A 15,450-nucleotide genomic window follows, 5' to 3' on the forward strand; every position below is an offset into this window, starting at 1 on the left:
ATCTTAACACCCAGACCCCCCTGGCCCACGAGGTTCTGTGCGCCGTCCTGCAAGTGCGCTCGGACACACTGCGCGTGCTCCTGTGGCGGCGTGCGCTCGACCCGCACCTGGGCCGGTGGTCGCTCCCGGGCGGGCGGCTGCGCCCCGACGAGGACGTCGAAACCTCCATCCGCCGGCAGCTCGCGGAGAAGGTGGACGTGCGCCAGCTCAAGCACGTGGAGCAGCTCTCGGTCTTCAGCGCGCCCGACCGTGTGCCCGGGCCGCGAGTGGTGGCCACGGCGTTCCTGGGCCTCGTGCCGTCGGACGTCGACCCGGAGGTGCCCGAGGACACGCAGTGGCACGACGTGACCGCGCTGCCGCGCACCGCGTTCGACCACGAGGCGATCGTGCTGCGCGCCCGCGACCGGCTGCGCTCGAAGCTCAGCTACACCAACCTCGGCTTCGCGCTGGCGCCCGAGCAGTTCACGATCTCCGCCCTGCGCGGGCTCTATTCCGCCGCCTTGGGCTACCGCGTCTCGGCGACGAACCTGCAGCGCGTGCTCTCACGCCGGGGACTCCTCGTGCCCACCGGGGACACCGCGTCACCCGGGCGGGCCGGCGGGCGCCCGGCGGCGCTGTTCTCCTTCGCGGGCAAAGGGATGCAGATCACGGACCCGTTCGCAGTCCTCAAGCCGCCGCCGAAAAGGTGACGGACTGCGAGCGTGCCCCGGTACCCGTACGGTGGACGCGTGACCGAGCCGGAGCAGGAGCAGAACCCCAGCGGGACGGCGACCCTGCCGTTGTTCCCGCTGCAGACCGTGCTGCTGCCCGGGACGCACCTGCCGCTGCACATCTTCGAACCGCGATACCGGCAGCTGACCGCGGACCTCGTGGGCGGCACGGTGCCGGGGCGCGAGTTCGGCGTGGTCGCGCTGCGTGCCCCGCTCGTACGTGAGGTACGTGGTCTGGACCACGTGTACGACGTCGGCTGCAGCACCGTGCTGCGCGAAGCGAAGCGGCTGCCGGACGGGCGCTACGACGTGGTCACCAAGGCCGCCCGCCGCTTCCGCCTGCGCGAGCTCGACTGCACGTCGGCGCCCTACCTGATGGGCGTGGTCGACTGGCTGCCCGACGACGCCGTGCCCGCCAGCGCGGCCGAACCCGCGCAGCGCCTCGGCGAGGTCGCGCGCGCCGCCCACCGTCGCTACTGCGAGGCCGCCTGGCACGACGACGACTGGAGCACCCCGGACGACGACGCCGACGTCAACGAGCTCGCCTACCAGCTCGCCGCCGACTGCCTGCTGCCGCTGGAGGACCGTCAGCTGCTGCTGGAGGAGACGCACCCGTTGCGGCGCCTGCGCATCGTCTGCCGGCTGCTCACGCGCGAGTCGTGGTTCCTGGACACGCTCAGCGCCGTGCCGCTGCCGCCGACCGAGTTCGCCGACTTCTCCAAGCCGGCGAACCTCAACTAGCGCCTCAGCCGAGGCGACGGCCCAGGTCCTCGCGGCCGTTCCACGCCGCGAGCAGCGCGTAGACGAGCGAGGTCACCAACGGGGCCGCCAGCCAGATCCACCCGGACTCCAGCTGCGGCGCCTCCGAGATCACCGCACCCAGCGCGGGGGCCGTGTCGATGGCGTATTTCGAGTTCACGAACGCCACGCCGATCTGCGTGCCGAGCCAGCCGGCCAGTGCGGCGCCCCCGGCGGCGGCCACGAAGACCACCGGGCCACGGCGTTCGCGCATCAGCCAGACGATCACGCCGATCAGCAGCCCCGTGGCCAGTGCCAGGAAGCCGTAGATGGCGAGGTCGTCGAAGCGGTGCCAGCTCTCCAGCTCCAGCGGCACGCGCTGGCCGTCGGCGGTGACCACGCGCTCGCGCTGCGGCGGCGCCATCAGCGACCACAGCCAGCCGAGCGGGATGCCGAGCAGGCCCGCCGTCGACAGCACGCTCACGGCCGGCAGCAGGTCGGCCTTCACCACGACCTTGGGCCGCGCCCGGTGCGGGGGGAAGAGATTCGGCACCGACCAGGCGTCGCCCACGGCGGACGACCGGTGTGCTGCCTTGCCCGCGGAATCGACCACCCCGGACTCCCTCCCTGCGTTTGTGCGGACCGAGCGTAACCGGTCAGCACCCGCGGTCAACCACTGGCGGTCTCGCCGTGCCTGCTGCACCGCGCCGTCCAGCCGACGGGCGTCACCTGCACCACCATCCGGCGGGCGCAGAACACGCAGAACCGCGGCGGTTCGAGCGCCGTGCGCGGGTTGTGGCAGGCGTCGTGATCGGCGCCGCCGGGCGACGCCTGTCCACAGTGGACGCAGAAGGCGGGTGCGTCAGAGGCTGTCACTGAGGGCCTTGACCGGCATCTTCAGCTCGTCGAGCATCTTCAGGTCCGCGCTCGCGGGCCGGCCGAGGTTCGTCAGGTAGTTGCCGACGATGATCGCGTTGATCCCGCCCAGCATGCCCTGCTCCGCGCCCAGGTCGCCCAGGGTCAGCTCACGGCCGCCGGCGAAACGCAGCATCGTGCGCGGCATGGCGAGGCGGAACGCCGCGACCGTGCGCAGCGCGTCCTTGCCCTCGACGATCTCGAAGTTCTCGTACGGCGTGCCCGGCTGCGGGATGAGGAAGTTCATCGGCACCTCGTGCGGGCTCAGCTCGGCGAGCTGCACGGCGAACTCCGCGCGCTGCTCGATGGTCTCCCCCATGCCGATGATCCCGCCGCAGCAGACCTCCATGCCGGCCTCGGCGACCATCCGCAGGGTGTCCCAGCGCTCTTCCCACGAGTGCGTGGTCACGACATCGGGGAAGTGCGAGCGCGCCGTCTCGAGGTTGTGGTTGTAGCGGTGCACGCCCATCTCGACGAGCTCGTCGACCTGCTCCTGCGTGAGCATGCCGAGCGAGCACGCGATCTGGATGTCGTTGCCGTCGGCGCGGATCGCCTGCACACCCTCGCGGACCTGCGAGAGCAGGCGCTTGTCCGGACCGCGCACGGCCGCGACGATGCAGAACTCGGTCGCGCCCGTCTCGGCGGTCTGGCGCGCGGCCTTGACCAGGCCGGGGATGTCGAGCCACGCCGAACGCACCGGCGACGGGAAGCGGCCCGACTGCGAGCAGAAGTGGCAGTCCTCGGGGCAGCCGCCGGTCTTGAGGCTCACGATGCCCTCGACCTCGACCTCCGGGCCGCACCAGCGCATGCGCGCCTCGTGCGCGAGCTGCAGCGCCTCGCCGAGCCGCTCGTCGGGCAGCCGGAGCACGGCCAGCACCTGTTCCTCGGACAATCCGACGCCGCGCTCGAGCACCTGCTCACGCGCCACGGCCAGCACGTCCGAAATGTCCTGGGCCGGCTTTCCCGCCACTGCGGTCACGACGTCTCCTGTCTGTCGAACTTCTGCACGGGCGCGCTCTGGAGTCATGGTGCCCGAGAGCCCGCCGCACGGGCTGCGACGCCCGTCACTTGTTCACGGAAGCGGCCCGCGTGAAGGCCTCGGGATCGAACTCCCCGCCGAACCACGGCGAGAGCCCGGCGCGCGCCCGTTCCACGAACGTATCGTGATCCGTCGCCGCCAGCCCCCCGGGCAGCACCCCGAGCAGGGGTGCCCCGGCCGCGTTGGGCAGATCGCGGAGGTTCTCCACGGACGCGAGGTCGGGCTCGGCCGGCCACGCGCCGACCACCACACCCGCGACGTTGAGGCCGCGCCGCGTGGCGACCTCCGCGGTCAGCGCCGTCGCGTTGAGCGTGCCGAGGCCCGGCTGGGCGACGATCACGATCGGCGCGCCCAGCGCCCACGCGACGTCGGCCAGCCCGCTGCCGTCGGCGTCGAAGCGCACCAGCAGGCCACCGGCACCCTCCACGAGTGTGAGGTCGTGTTCGGCATCGAGAGCGGAGGCGGCGGCCGCGATTTCGCCCGGGCCCAGCGTCGGCAGGCCGCTGCGACGCGCTGCCGCCTCCGGGGAGAGCGGATCGGGGTACCGCCGCAGCTCACTCGTGGTCACGCCCTTGCCTGCCAGGCGCACGACCTCGTCGAGGTCGCCCGCCTCGCCCGGCGCGACCCCGGTCTGGGCCGGTTTGAGCACCGCCACGCGCTGCCCTTGCCCGAGCGCCAGCGCCGCGATCGCCGCCGTGGTGATCGTCTTGCCGACCTCGGTCCCGGTCCCCGTCATCACCAGCATGGTCACGGGCCATCAACTTAGTCACCCGCACCGGGTGCGCACCACGTCCGGGTGGGATCACCCACGATGTGGGGTGACGGGCGTCCCAGCCGCCACGAACGCGCCCGCCACCGGATCGGACAGGTAGACCTGGGCCGCGCCGACGTCGAAGTACAGGCCGGTGAGCAGCAGCTCGCCGCGGGCTTCGGCCTCGGCGACCAGCGAGTACGCGCGCAGGTGGTCGAGCTGCTGCAGCACGTTGTGCAGGGCCAGCCGGTCGGGTTCGCGGGCGGGAAGGTCGCCGCCGAGCGTGACCGGACCGCGGCGGCGCAGGCTGGACTCGGCGTGGCGCAGCCAGCCCTCCAGCGCCGTGCCGGCCGGCGGCCCGTCGGCGAGCGCGCCCATCGCGCCGCATGACGAGTGCCCGCAGACCACGATCTCGCGCACGTGCAGCACCCCCACCGCGTATTCGACCGCGGCGTTCATCGACGGGTCGGCCTGCGCGGGCGGCACGAGGTTGCCGATGTTGCGGACCGTGAACAGGTCGCCCGGCCCCGACGTGGTGATCAGGTTGGGCACGATGCGCGAATCGCCGCAGGTGATGAACAGCGTGTGCGGGCGCTGGCCGTCGGCGAGGCCCGAGAGCGTCTCCTTCAGCAGCGGCGCGGCCCGGCGCTGGAACTCCGTGGCCCCGCGGTGGGTCCGCTGGCCGGGCAGGCGGACGTCGGCGGCCTGCCAGTCCGACCACGGCGCGAGCCAGCGCGGCACGGCGCGCGCGGCCGCCGTGCGCCGCAGCGTCGGCGTACCCTCCTTGCCCTTGCCGAACCAGGGGTGGCCGACCTCGTCGACGACGACGGTGCCGCCGGCCCGTTCGTGGGCCTGCTGCCAGCTCGACAGGCTTTCGAAGGCGGCGTGGTCGAGGTAGTCGGCCACGAGCTCGAGCGTCACGACCGTGCCGGGCGGGACAGCGCCGAGCACCTTCGACAGGCGCGGCACGGACAGGAACGTGAGCACACCCTCCACGACCACGCGCGATTCGTCGCCGTCGCGCTCGGCGTGGACGCCGGACCACACCGTGCGGCGCAGCATGAGGGCCACCGCCAGCACGATCCCGGCGAGCACGCCCGTGAGCAGGTCGAACACCACCACACCGGCGAGAGTCACGAGGTAGAGCGCGAGATCACCGTGGCGCAGGACTTGCCTGAGGTGGCCGGGGTTCACGAGCTTCACGCCGACGTGCACGAGCAGGCCGGCGAGCGCAGCCAGCGGGATGTTCTCGATCAGCCCGGCGAGCGCGACCACGAAGACCAGCACCCACACGCCGTGCAGGACGGCGGACGCGCGCGACTTGGCGCCCGCGGCGACGTTGGTGGAGCTGCGCACGATCACGCCCGTCACGGGCAGTCCGCCGAGCGCGCCGGACACCAGGTTGGCCGCGCCCTGGCCCACGAGCTCGCGGTCGAGGTTGGCGCGCGGGCCGGTGTGCAGCTTGTCCACGGCGACGGCCGAGAGCAGGCTCTCGACGCTCGCGATCAGCGCGATGGTCACCGCGGCGAGCACGACGTCGGTCCAGCCGTCGCCGGGCAGCTGCGGCGCGAAGCGGATCTGCAGCAGGTCGCCGGGCAGCTCCACCCGCGGCAACGTCATGCCCGCGACGAGCGAGATCACCGTGGCGACGGCGATCGCCGCGAGCGGCCCCGGCACCTTGCGCACGGCGGCGGGCAGGCGCGGCCAGACCACGAGGATCACGATGGTGAGCAGCCCGATCACGGCCGCCGCGTCGTGGTGGGCCACGACCTGCGCGGGCAGCTCGGCGATGTTCTCCAGGGCGGAGCTCTGCGCCTTCCCGCCGAGCACGACGTGGAGCTGGCCCAGCACGATCGTCACGCCGATGCCGGCGAGCATCCCGTGCACGATGGCCGGGGAGATCGCCAGCGCCGCCCGCGCGATGCGGCTCAGCCCCAGCAGCACCTGCAGCCCACCGGCAAGCACGGTGATCAGGCACGTGACGGCCCACCCGAAGGTGGCGATCGTCTCGGCCATGATCACCGTCAGTCCGGCCGCGGGCCCGCTGACCTGCAGCGGCGAGCCGCCCAGCGCCCCGGCGACCACACCCCCGACCACAGCGGCGATCAGCCCGGCGACGATCGGCGCCCCGGACGCGAGCGCGATGCCCAGCGACAGCGGCACGGCGACGAGGAAGACCACGAGCGAGGCGGGCACGTCGTGGCGAAGCACGGCAAGTCGACTCATGATCACCAGGTAACCCGAATGTGGGTGAAATGTCCGCTATGTCCCACCTGATGGCATGAATTTTTATTGGACACCCCACTTTCGGGTTGCGCGGGAGCCCGACTGCTGGGCCGGTGCGGGTGCGCACCGGCCCAGCAGATCAGGGCACGGTCGAGCCGGCCGGATGCCCGGACTCGCCGGGCGCTCGGCCGAGCTGCACCCCCGGCCGGCGCCGAGTCGATACCCGCTGGGTCGGATCGGCCGGGCAGGCTCCGGCACTGGGTTGATTGGCGCCCGACCGAGCAGGACCGAGCCGCTCAGTGGCTGGGCCCGCCAGACTGCCCGGCCCAGTGATGCTCCAGCCGGCCGGTGACGAGTCAGCAGCCAGGCACCCCAGCCCACCGACGCCGGACGCGACCAGCGCCCAGCCGGGCACGACCGAGCTACGCGGCGCCCGGCCAGACTGACCGGCCCCAGTCACGCTCCAGCCGACCCCGGCCGGTGACGAGTCGGCAGCCAGGCGACCAGCCCGCCAACGCCGCACCCGACCAGCGCCCGGCCGGGCTGCCTGGCCAAGTCAGCACCAGTGCTGGACTCGATCGGTGCCCGGCCGGTGGGACCAGGCCGGGCACCGGTGATCAGGGCACGGTCGAGCCGGCCGGGACGAAGCCGCGGTGAGAGGTGTCCAGCAGGGACACCTGGGCGGCGCCGACGTCGAAGTACATGCCGGTGAGCGTCAGGGCGCCGGCGGCGAGGGCGTCGGCCACGACCGGGTGGGTGCGGAGGTGGTCGAGTTGCTGGACGACGTTGTGCAGCGCCAGCTGGTCGCACTCGGCGGGTGGGCGCCGGCCGTCGAGCAGCAGGGGCGGCTCCGCGGCGCGGCGGCGCAGGGTGGGTTCGCCGTGCCGCAGCCAGCTGCCGAGGCGGGTCAAACCCTCGGGGGCCTGCCCGAGGAGTGCCTTCATCGCGCCGCACGAGGAGTGGCCGCACACCACGATCTCGGGCACCTTCAGCACGCCCACGGCGTACTCGACGGCCGCGCCCACCGAGGAGTCGGTGCCGTCGCCGGCTGCCGGCACCAGGTTGCCGATGTTGCGCACGGCGAACAGGTCGCCCGGGCCCGACGTGGTGATCAGGTTGGGCACGATCCGCGCGTCGCCGCAGGTGATGAAGAGGGTGTGCGGCTGCTGGCCGTGTGCGAGGCCGCTGAGGGTGTCGCGCAGCAGCGGGGCGGTGCGGCGCTGGAACTCCGACGCGCCGCGGGACAACGGCGAGCGCGGTCCGGGCAGCGAAACGTGCTCGGCCTGCCACTGGGACCACGGTGCGAGCCACCGCGGCAGCACACGCGCCGCGAGGCTGCGCCGCACCGTCGGCTCGCCGGAGCTGCCGCGGCCGTACCAGGGGTGCCCGATCTCGTCGACGGTCACCGTGCCCCCGGCCTTCACGTGCGCCTGCTGCCAGCCGCGCAGGCAGTCGAACGCCGCGTGGTCGAGGTAGTCCACGAGCAGCTCCAGCGTCACGTCGGCCCGCTCGGGCACGTCGGCGAGCACCCTCGTCAAGCGGGGCACGGAAAGGAACGTGAGCGCGCCTTCGATCACCACGCGCGTGCCGCGCTCGTCGGCTTCGACGTGCACGCCGGAGTGCACCATCCGCCGCAGCATGAACGCGAGCGCCAGCAGCACGCCGGCCGCGACGCCGGTCAGCAGGTTCACGAACACCGCGCCGGCGAGCGTCACCGCGTACACCGCGAGGTCGCCGTGGCGCAGCACTTCCTTGAGCGCCGGGAGGTTCACGAGTTTCGCGCCCACGTACACGAGCAGCCCGGCCAGCGCGGCGAGCGGGATGTAGCGCAGCACGCCGGTGAGCAACAGGCAGAACCCGAGGATCCAGCACGAGTGCAGCAGCGCCGACGCCCGGGTCTTCGCGCCGGCCTCGTAGTTGGTCATGGTCCGCACGATCACGCCGGTCACGGGCAGCCCGCCGAGCGCGCCGGACGCGACGTTGCCGGCGCCCTGGCCGATGAGCTCGCGGTTGAGGTCCGTGCGACGGCCGCCGCGGAGCTTGTCGATGGACACCGCCGAAAGCAGGCTCTCCAGGCTCGCGATGAGCGCGACCGTGACGGCCGCGAACGCCACGCCGCTCCAGCCACCGGACGGCAGCTGCGGCACGAACCCGAACGACGGCAACGCGGCGGGCAGGTCCACGCGCGGCAGCGACATCCCGGCGGCGACGGACAGCCCCGTCGCGACCGTGACGGCGGCCAGCGGCCCCGGCACCTTCCGCACCGGCGCCGGCAGCTTCGGCCACACCAGCAGGATCGCGACGGTGAGCACGCCGATCAGCACGGCCTGGTCGTGGTGGCCGACGATCTGCCCGGGCAGCGCCGCGAGGTTCGCGAGCGCGGAGCCCTGCGCCCGGCCGCCGAGCACCACGTGGAGCTGGCCGAGCACGATCGTCACGCCGATGCCGGCCAGCAGGCCGTGGACGATCGCGGGCGAGATGGCCAGCGCGGCGCGGGCGAAGCGCAGGAGCCCGAAGAGGATCTGCAGCAGGCCGGCTCCGACGGTCACCGCGCAGGTGACGGCCCAGCCGTAGGTGGCGATGGTGTCGGCGAGCACCACGGTCAACGCCGCAGACGGCCCGCTGACCTGCAGGGCCGACCCGCCGAGCAGACTCGCGACCAGGCCGCCGACGACGGCGGAGACGAGGCCCGCGAGCAGTGGCGCGCCGACAGCGAGGGCGACGCCGAGGGAAAGCGGCACGGCCACGAGGAAGACGACCAGCGAGGCCGGCACGTCGTGGCGCAGGATGTTCTGGAGGGTCTGGTTGGCCTTGGTGCGGCGCGACGGGGGTCCGGTGTCGTGTTCTCCACGAACGATCTCGATCATGGCGACAGGAAAGCGGAAAAAGATCGAAAAGTCCGCTACGCGAACGATCTTCGGGTTCGCTTGTGAACCGGAGAACTAGGGTGTTTCCGGCAAAGTTCACCAATCAGTCAGACGCTCCCGAAGCGACCCAGACCTGATCGCGTGGAAACCCCGGAGTTCCGGCGACTTTGCGTGACTCACGGTATACGGTCCGTTTCGTATGGCCGCGGTCACACCCGGCCGGGTGAATTCAGGCTTTTTCAGCCGCCGCGAGCATCGCGCCGGTGATCACGGCCAGGTCCGCGTCGTCCGTGACGTACGGCGGCATCGCGTACACGAGGTCGCGGAACGGCCGCAGCCACGCGCCCTCCGCCGTCACGATGTCGGTGGCCACGCCGAGGTCGACCTCGTGGTCGAGCTGCAGCACACCGATCGCGCCGAGCACCCGCACATCACGCACGTTCGGCAGGTCCCACGCGGGCTCGAGACCGCGTCGCAGCCCCGCCTCGATCCGGGTGACGTCCGCGCGCCACCGGCCGTCGGCGAGCAGCCCGAGCGACGCGTTGGCGACGGCGGAGGCCAGCGGGTTGCCCATGAACGTCGGCCCGTGGGCCAGCACCGGCAGGTCGCCGCGCGCGATGCCGTCGGCGATCTCGGGCGTGCACAGCGCCGCGGCCATCGTGAGGTAGCCGCCGGTGAGCGCCTTGCCCAGGCACAGCACGTCGGGCGTCACGCCGGCATGCTCGGCCGCGAACATCCGGCCCGTGCGCCCGAACCCGGTGGCGATCTCGTCGAACACCAGCAGCACGTCGTGCTCCCGCGTGAGCTCCCTCAACGCGCGCAGGTAACCGGGGTGGTGGAACCGCATCCCGCCGGCGCCCTGCACCACGGGTTCCACGATCACCGCGGCCAGCTCGTGCGCGTGCTCCTCCAGCGCGGCGGCCAGCCTGTCCACATAGGACTGGTCGACGGGCGCGTCGAAGCCCGCCGGCGGTTCGGGCACGAACACCTGCTCCGGCAGGACTCCGCGCCAGAGCGAGTGCATCCCGCCGTCGGGGTCGCAGACGCTCATGGGCGTGAACGTGTCGCCGTGGTACCCACCGCGCCACGTGAGCAGCCGTCGCTTGTCCGGCAACCCGCGCGAACGCTGGTACTGCAGGCACATCTTCACGGCGACCTCGACCGAGACCGAGCCGGAATCGCACAGGAACACGTGCTCGAGGCCCTCGGGCGTGAGGTCCACGAGGGTCTTCGCGAGCGTGATCGCCGGCTCGTGCGTGAGGCCGCCGAACATCACGTGGCTCATCCGCCCGGCCTGTTCGGCCAGCGCCGCGTCGAGCACCGGGTGCCGGTAGCCGTGCACCGCCGCCCACCACGACGACATGCCGTCGACGAGCTCACGGCCGTCCGCGAGCTTCAGCCGCACCCCGCTCGCCTCGGAGACGAGCAGCGGCGCCACCCGTCCCGGCATGGGCGCGTATGGATGCCACACGTGCGCGGCGTCGAGGGCGAGCAGGTGGTCGGCGCTGGTGTCCACGCGCCGACCCTACGTGCCGCCCCGCTCAGCGGAGCAGCACGGGCAGCGTCTTGACGCCGTGCACCAGCGGGCTCGTGCGGTAGACCAGGTCCTCCTCCGGCACGGCCAGCCGCAGCTGCGGGAACCGCGCGAGCAGCGCCGTGAGCGCGATCTCCGCCTCCATGCGCGCCAGCGGGGCGCCGACGCAGTAGTGGATGCCGTGGCCGAAGGCCAGGTGGCCGCCGGCCGCGCGCGTGACGTCGAGGTCGGCCGGGTCGGGGAAGCGCCCCTCGTCGCGGTTGGCTGCGAGCAGCGAGACCTGCACGAACTCGCCCGCCGGGATCTTGTGGTCACCGACCTCCACGTCCTCGACGGTGTAGCGGAGGGTGGCGATGTTGATCGGCCCGTCGAACCGCAGGAACTCCTCGACGGCACCGGGCATCAGCGACGGGTCCGCCGTCAGCTTCGCGCGCTGCTCGGGCGCACGAAGCAGCGCCAGCACCGCGTTGCCGATCAGGTTCACGGTCGTCTCGTGGCCCGCGACGAGCAGCAGGAAGGCCATCGAGACGAGCTCTTCCTCGCTCAGCGAGTCGCCCTCGTCGGTCACGTGCACGAGCCCGGACAGCAGGTCCTCGCCCGGTTCGGCGCGCTTCTGCGCGACGAGCGCCACGAGGTAGGTGTGCATGGCGATCGCGGCCGCCTGCATCTCCTCGACGTCGCCCGCGCCCAGCAGGATGTTGGACCAGCCGGTGAACTCGCCGCGGTCCGCCTCGCGCACGCCGAGCAGCTCGCAGATCACGGTGATCGGCACCGGCCCGGCGAACGCGGCCATGAGGTCGGCCTGCTCGTGCTCGGCCATCGCGTCGAGCAGCTCGGTCGTGATCTGCTCGATGCGCGGACGCAGCCCGGCGATCGCGCGCGGGGTGAACGCCTTGTTCACGAGCTTGCGCAGCCGCGAGTGGTCCGGCGGGTCGGTGTTGAGCATGTGCGCGCCGAGCAGCTGGCCGAAGTTCCGGTTGATGTTCCCGGCCCCGACCTTCGCGGCCATCAGGTCGTAGGCGCCGCGGTTGTCCTTGCTCAGCCGCGGGTCCGCGAGCAGCGCCCGCGCCTCGTCGTAGCCGGTGACGAGGTACGACGGAGTGCCGCGCGGCATCCGGATCGGGCACACGGCGCCCTGCTCGTGCAGGTGCTCCAGCGTCTCGTGCGTGTGCTGCATGAACTCGTCGTCGATCACGGGGATTTCTTCGACGGCCACTTCGCCCCCAAGGTTTCCGTCCGACTGGTCACGTGCTCCCCAGTATGCCCACGCACCGGTGTGCTGCGTGTGGCCCGAGGGCAGGATGGTTGTCCGTGCACTACCGACCGATCTCCCCCGACGTCCTGGCCGCCGAGCTGACCGAGCGCGTCGCGGCGCTGCCGCACCGCCGGCTGGCGGTCGCCGTGGACGGCGCCGACGGGGCCACCGACACCGCAGGTCTCGCCGACGCGCTCGTGGACCCGTTGCGGCTGCTGGGCCGCGCCGCGGTGCGCGTGCCCGCGAGCGGGTTCCTGCGCCCCGCGTCGCTGCGCTTCGAGCACGGCAAGCGCAATCCCGACGCGCGCTACACCGACTGGCTCGATCTCGGCGCGCTGCGCCGGGAAGTCCTCGACCCGCTCGCCGGCGAAGGCAGCGGTGAGGTGCTGCCGGCGCTGTGGGACACCGAGCGCGACCGCGCGACGCGGATGGCGCGTGTGCCCGTGCCCGAGGGCGGCATAGTCCTCGTCAACGGCGAGTTCCTGCTCGGTGCCGGCCTCGCGTTCGACCTCGTGGTGCACCTGTGGCTCTCCCCCGCCGCGCTGCGCCGCCGCCTGCCCGAGGACGACGCGTGGGCGCTGCCCGCGTACGAGCGCTACGAGTCGGAGGTCGACCCGGGCGCGCTCGCCGACGTCACGGTCCGCGTCGACGACCCGCGCCACCCGGCGGTCCACGAGCCCTAGCTAGCGCACGGCGGCGACGGGATCGCCGTCCAGCAGGCCGGACAGGCGCTGAGCCATCGTGTCCCACCGCCAGTTCTCCGTGACCCACGCGCGCCCCGCCTCGCCCATCCGGCGGGCCCGCACGGGGTCGGCCAGCAAGGCCTCCAGGGTGTCGCACAACTGGCCGACGTCCCGGCCGTCCACGACGTGGCCGGTCACCTCGTCGAGCACCGCCTCGGGCGCGCCGCCCGACGTGCCGGCCACCACGGGCAGCCCCGTCGCCGACGCCTCCAGGTAGACGATCCCCAGCGCCTCCACGTCGAGCCCCTTGCCGCGAGTGCGCGCCGGCATCGCGAAGACGTCGCCCGCGTTGTAGTGGGCGGGCAGCTCTGCCCACGGCACGGAGCCGGTGATGACCACGTTGTCGGCCACGTCCAGCTCGGCGACGAGCTCCGTGAGCCGCTTGCGGTACGGACCACCACCGACGAGCAGCAGCGCCACGTCCGGCACGCGCTTGCGCAGCTCCGGCAGGGTGCGGATGAGCATGTCCTGGCCCTTGCGCGGCACGAGCCGCGAAACGCAGACGACCGTCGGCCGGTCGCCGAGGCCGTGGCGGGCGCGGATCTCCTCGCGCGCCCCCGCGTCGGGCGCGAACAGCGTGGTGTCGACGCCGGACGGCAGCATCTCGAGTCCGGCCATCGGCCCGAACGCCGCGCCGAAGCGGCGGCGCGTGTACTTGCTGACGTAGGTGAGCACATCGACCGTGTCGCCGATGCGCCGCAAGGCCTGGCGCGAACCCGGCAGCATCGACCAGCCCACCTCGTGCCCGTGCGTGGACGCCACGACCCGCCTCGCGCCGGCCTGGCGCAGCGGGTGCCCGAGCAGGGCCAGCGGCGCCGCCGCACCGAACCACACGGCTTCGCAGTCGCGGGCCCGCATGATCTGCTTCGAGCGGCGCAGCACGTCCGGCGTCGGCAGCATCAGCGACGTCGGGTGCCGCACGACCTCGAAGGGCGCCTCGGCGTCGAAGTCGACGTGCGAGCCGGCTTTCCCTTCCCACGACGGCGCGTAGACCACCAGGTCGTCGGCGGGGAGCCGCGTGGCCAGCGAGTTGAGGTAGTTCTGGATCCCCCCGGGCCGCGGCGGGAAGTCGTTGGTCACGAGCAGCGTCCTCAGCACACGGGCAGGCTATCGGGCACGCTGCCGGGCGCCGAGAGCCCACCGACGACGACGGGGCGGCACCGCGTGTGCGGTACCGCCCCGTGGTCAGGGAACGACTGCTGCTCAGCTGGGGCGACGGGCGCCCACGTACTGGCTCTGCAGCGGCGAGATCTTCACGACGTCGCCGGTGGTCGGAGCGTGCACCATCTTGCCGTCGCCGATGTACATGCCCACGTGGGAGACCGGGGTGTAGTAGAACACCAGGTCGCCCGGCTGCAGCTGGCTGCGCGGGATCGGGGTGCCGAAGGTCGACTGCTCCCGGCTCGAGCGCGGCAGCGAGATGCCTGCCTGCTTGTAGGCCCACTGCATCAGGCCCGAGCAGTCGAACGTGCTCGGCCCGGTGGCGCCCCACACGTAGGCGTCGCCGAGGCGGCTCAGCGCCGCGTTCACCGCCGCCTGGGCCGCGGGCCCGGGCGCCTTGATGTTCATCGGCGGGGCGCTGCCCTTGTCGCCGCGCAGAGCCTGATCCAGCGCCGACAGCTCGGGCTCGGTCTTCTTGAGCTGGTCGATCTGATCCTGCAGCGTCTTCTGCTTGGCCTTGATGTCGTTCGCCAGCTTGGCGGCGGCGTCACGGGCGTCCGTCGCGCGCTTCGCGGCGTCGGCAGCCTGCTTCGTGGCGTCCTGGGCCTGCTTCACGGCACCGGCCAGCGCGTCGAGCGCGGCGTCCTTCTGGGACGCGATCTGGTCCAGCGCGGAAGAGCGCTCGAGGAACTCCTGCGTCGACGTGCCCGCGAGCAGCGCCGAGAGCTTGTTCATCTGCACGCCGCTGAGGAACGAGGCGCCGGCGAACTTGTCGACGTCGACGCGGTAGAGCTTCTCGTTGTTCTCGGCCTGCTGCGCGGACTTCTTCGCGTTCTCGACGTCGGCGTTGGCCTTGTCGAGGTCCTTCTGTCGGGCGGCTTGGTCGTCCTGGGCCTTGAGGAGGTCCTCATTGGCCTTCTCGGCCTGCGAGGCGAGGTCGCGGTACTTCGCGAGGGCGTCCGAACCGGAGTCGGGCGGGGTCTGAAGGACGGGGATGGGAGCTGCGATGGCCGTGGCCGAGGGCTGGGCGACGGTGACGATGGCGATCACCGAGGCTGCCGCGAGGGCACCTGACACCACGCGCTTGACTGGATGCGACTGCACGGTCGCGCGTGTCTCCTTTGCTGTCGGGCCGCCGTCGGAACCTCGTGACGCCGAAGAGGTCGGGGGCCCTCTTCCGTGCGTCCACCTCGCGCGTTCCGGCCGCGTTTCACTGCAACAGCCTCACGCGCACGGTGTGGTTCCGGTGTTGGCTCCCCGACAAAGCCTTTTCCGGCGGCGATCCCGCGTCGCCGTCTTGCCGACGGCTGCTGGCCACGAGATCTCGGACAGGTTACGAAAAGACCGTCACCGCGTCCACCGGGCCCCACATAAAAACTCTCCGTAGTTCGCCGAAACACCATCGGACCAGCGAGGGAGGGTTTGTGTGACGGCAGTCATACTCTCTGGTGTCAGAATGGCGTGAAATTGCTACCGACCGTTCACCCGATCCGATCGACCACTCGTCGCGC

13 protein-coding genes are annotated in these 15,450 nt (G+C 72.3%); 3 read left to right on the top strand and 10 right to left on the bottom strand.

The features are described 5' to 3' along the window. Window positions 1-53: 53 nt before the first annotated feature. Together AB0K15_RS29680 and AB0K15_RS29685 are read left to right on the top strand one after the other, a co-directional pair. Complete coding sequence (locus AB0K15_RS29680; RefSeq protein WP_360606895.1) at window positions 54-689, top strand: NUDIX domain-containing protein; 636 nt, start codon at window positions 54-56, stop codon at window positions 687-689. 39 nt (window positions 690-728) lie between these two features. Beyond that, the gene (locus AB0K15_RS29685) at window positions 729-1,451 is read left to right on the top strand and encodes an LON peptidase substrate-binding domain-containing protein (RefSeq protein ID WP_364057513.1); all 723 of its coding nucleotides are present in this window, start codon (window positions 729-731) and stop codon (window positions 1,449-1,451) included. Window positions 1,452-1,455: 4 nt separating this feature from the next. On the opposite strand, the gene AB0K15_RS29690 is transcribed toward AB0K15_RS29685, so the two are convergent. From AB0K15_RS29690 to AB0K15_RS29725, 8 genes are all read right to left on the bottom strand, one after another. Further along, a complete protein-coding gene (locus AB0K15_RS29690; protein WP_364057516.1) occupies window positions 1,456-2,061 on the bottom strand; it encodes a DUF2567 domain-containing protein in 606 nt (201 codons plus the stop codon). Window positions 2,062-2,117: 56 nt separating this feature from the next. Next, window positions 2,118-2,324, bottom strand: coding sequence for a hypothetical protein (locus tag AB0K15_RS29695; RefSeq protein WP_364057519.1), 207 nt, complete (start codon window positions 2,322-2,324; stop codon window positions 2,118-2,120). Then, window positions 2,311-3,342 (bottom strand): biotin synthase BioB, encoded by a 1,032-nt coding sequence (gene bioB, locus AB0K15_RS29700; RefSeq protein WP_364057522.1) that lies wholly within the window; start codon window positions 3,340-3,342, stop codon window positions 2,311-2,313. The genes AB0K15_RS29695 and bioB overlap by 14 nt, the downstream gene beginning before the upstream one ends. An 85-nt stretch (window positions 3,343-3,427) precedes the next feature. Beyond that, window positions 3,428-4,147, bottom strand: a complete 720-nt coding sequence (bioD, locus tag AB0K15_RS29705; RefSeq protein ID WP_364057646.1) for a dethiobiotin synthase — start codon at window positions 4,145-4,147, stop codon at window positions 3,428-3,430. Between the two features lie 57 nt (window positions 4,148-4,204). Beyond that, the gene (locus AB0K15_RS29710; RefSeq protein ID WP_364057525.1) at window positions 4,205-6,379 is read right to left on the bottom strand and encodes a bifunctional SulP family inorganic anion transporter/carbonic anhydrase; all 2,175 of its coding nucleotides are present in this window, start codon (window positions 6,377-6,379) and stop codon (window positions 4,205-4,207) included. 617 nt (window positions 6,380-6,996) lie between these two features. After that, window positions 6,997-9,246 (bottom strand): bifunctional SulP family inorganic anion transporter/carbonic anhydrase, encoded by a 2,250-nt coding sequence (locus AB0K15_RS29715; protein WP_364057528.1) that lies wholly within the window; start codon window positions 9,244-9,246, stop codon window positions 6,997-6,999. A gap of 229 nt (window positions 9,247-9,475) precedes the next feature. Beyond that, window positions 9,476-10,762 (bottom strand): adenosylmethionine--8-amino-7-oxononanoate transaminase, encoded by a 1,287-nt coding sequence (locus AB0K15_RS29720; protein ID WP_364057531.1) that lies wholly within the window; start codon window positions 10,760-10,762, stop codon window positions 9,476-9,478. Window positions 10,763-10,787: 25 nt separating this feature from the next. Next, window positions 10,788-11,957: a cytochrome P450 gene (locus tag AB0K15_RS29725; RefSeq protein ID WP_364057649.1), complete on the bottom strand. Its 1,170-nt coding sequence runs from the start codon at window positions 11,955-11,957 to the stop codon at window positions 10,788-10,790. A 134-nt stretch (window positions 11,958-12,091) separates the two neighbouring features. Between AB0K15_RS29725 and AB0K15_RS29730 the strand changes: the two genes are divergently transcribed. Continuing rightward, window positions 12,092-12,718, top strand: a complete 627-nt coding sequence (locus tag AB0K15_RS29730) for a uridine kinase (RefSeq protein WP_364057534.1) — start codon at window positions 12,092-12,094, stop codon at window positions 12,716-12,718. Here AB0K15_RS29730 and AB0K15_RS29735 read toward each other — a convergent pair whose 3' ends face one another. Further along, a complete protein-coding gene (locus AB0K15_RS29735) occupies window positions 12,719-13,876 on the bottom strand; it encodes a glycosyltransferase family 4 protein (RefSeq protein ID WP_364057537.1) in 1,158 nt (385 codons plus the stop codon). A 105-nt stretch (window positions 13,877-13,981) separates the two neighbouring features. Continuing rightward, complete coding sequence (locus tag AB0K15_RS29740) at window positions 13,982-15,043, bottom strand: NlpC/P60 family protein (RefSeq protein ID WP_364057540.1); 1,062 nt, start codon at window positions 15,041-15,043, stop codon at window positions 13,982-13,984. Window positions 15,044-15,450: the final 407 nt, after the last annotated feature.

The sequence above is a fragment of the Amycolatopsis sp. NPDC049253 genome (assembly GCF_040678995.1).
Lineage (GTDB): Bacteria > Actinomycetota > Actinomycetes > Mycobacteriales > Pseudonocardiaceae > Amycolatopsis.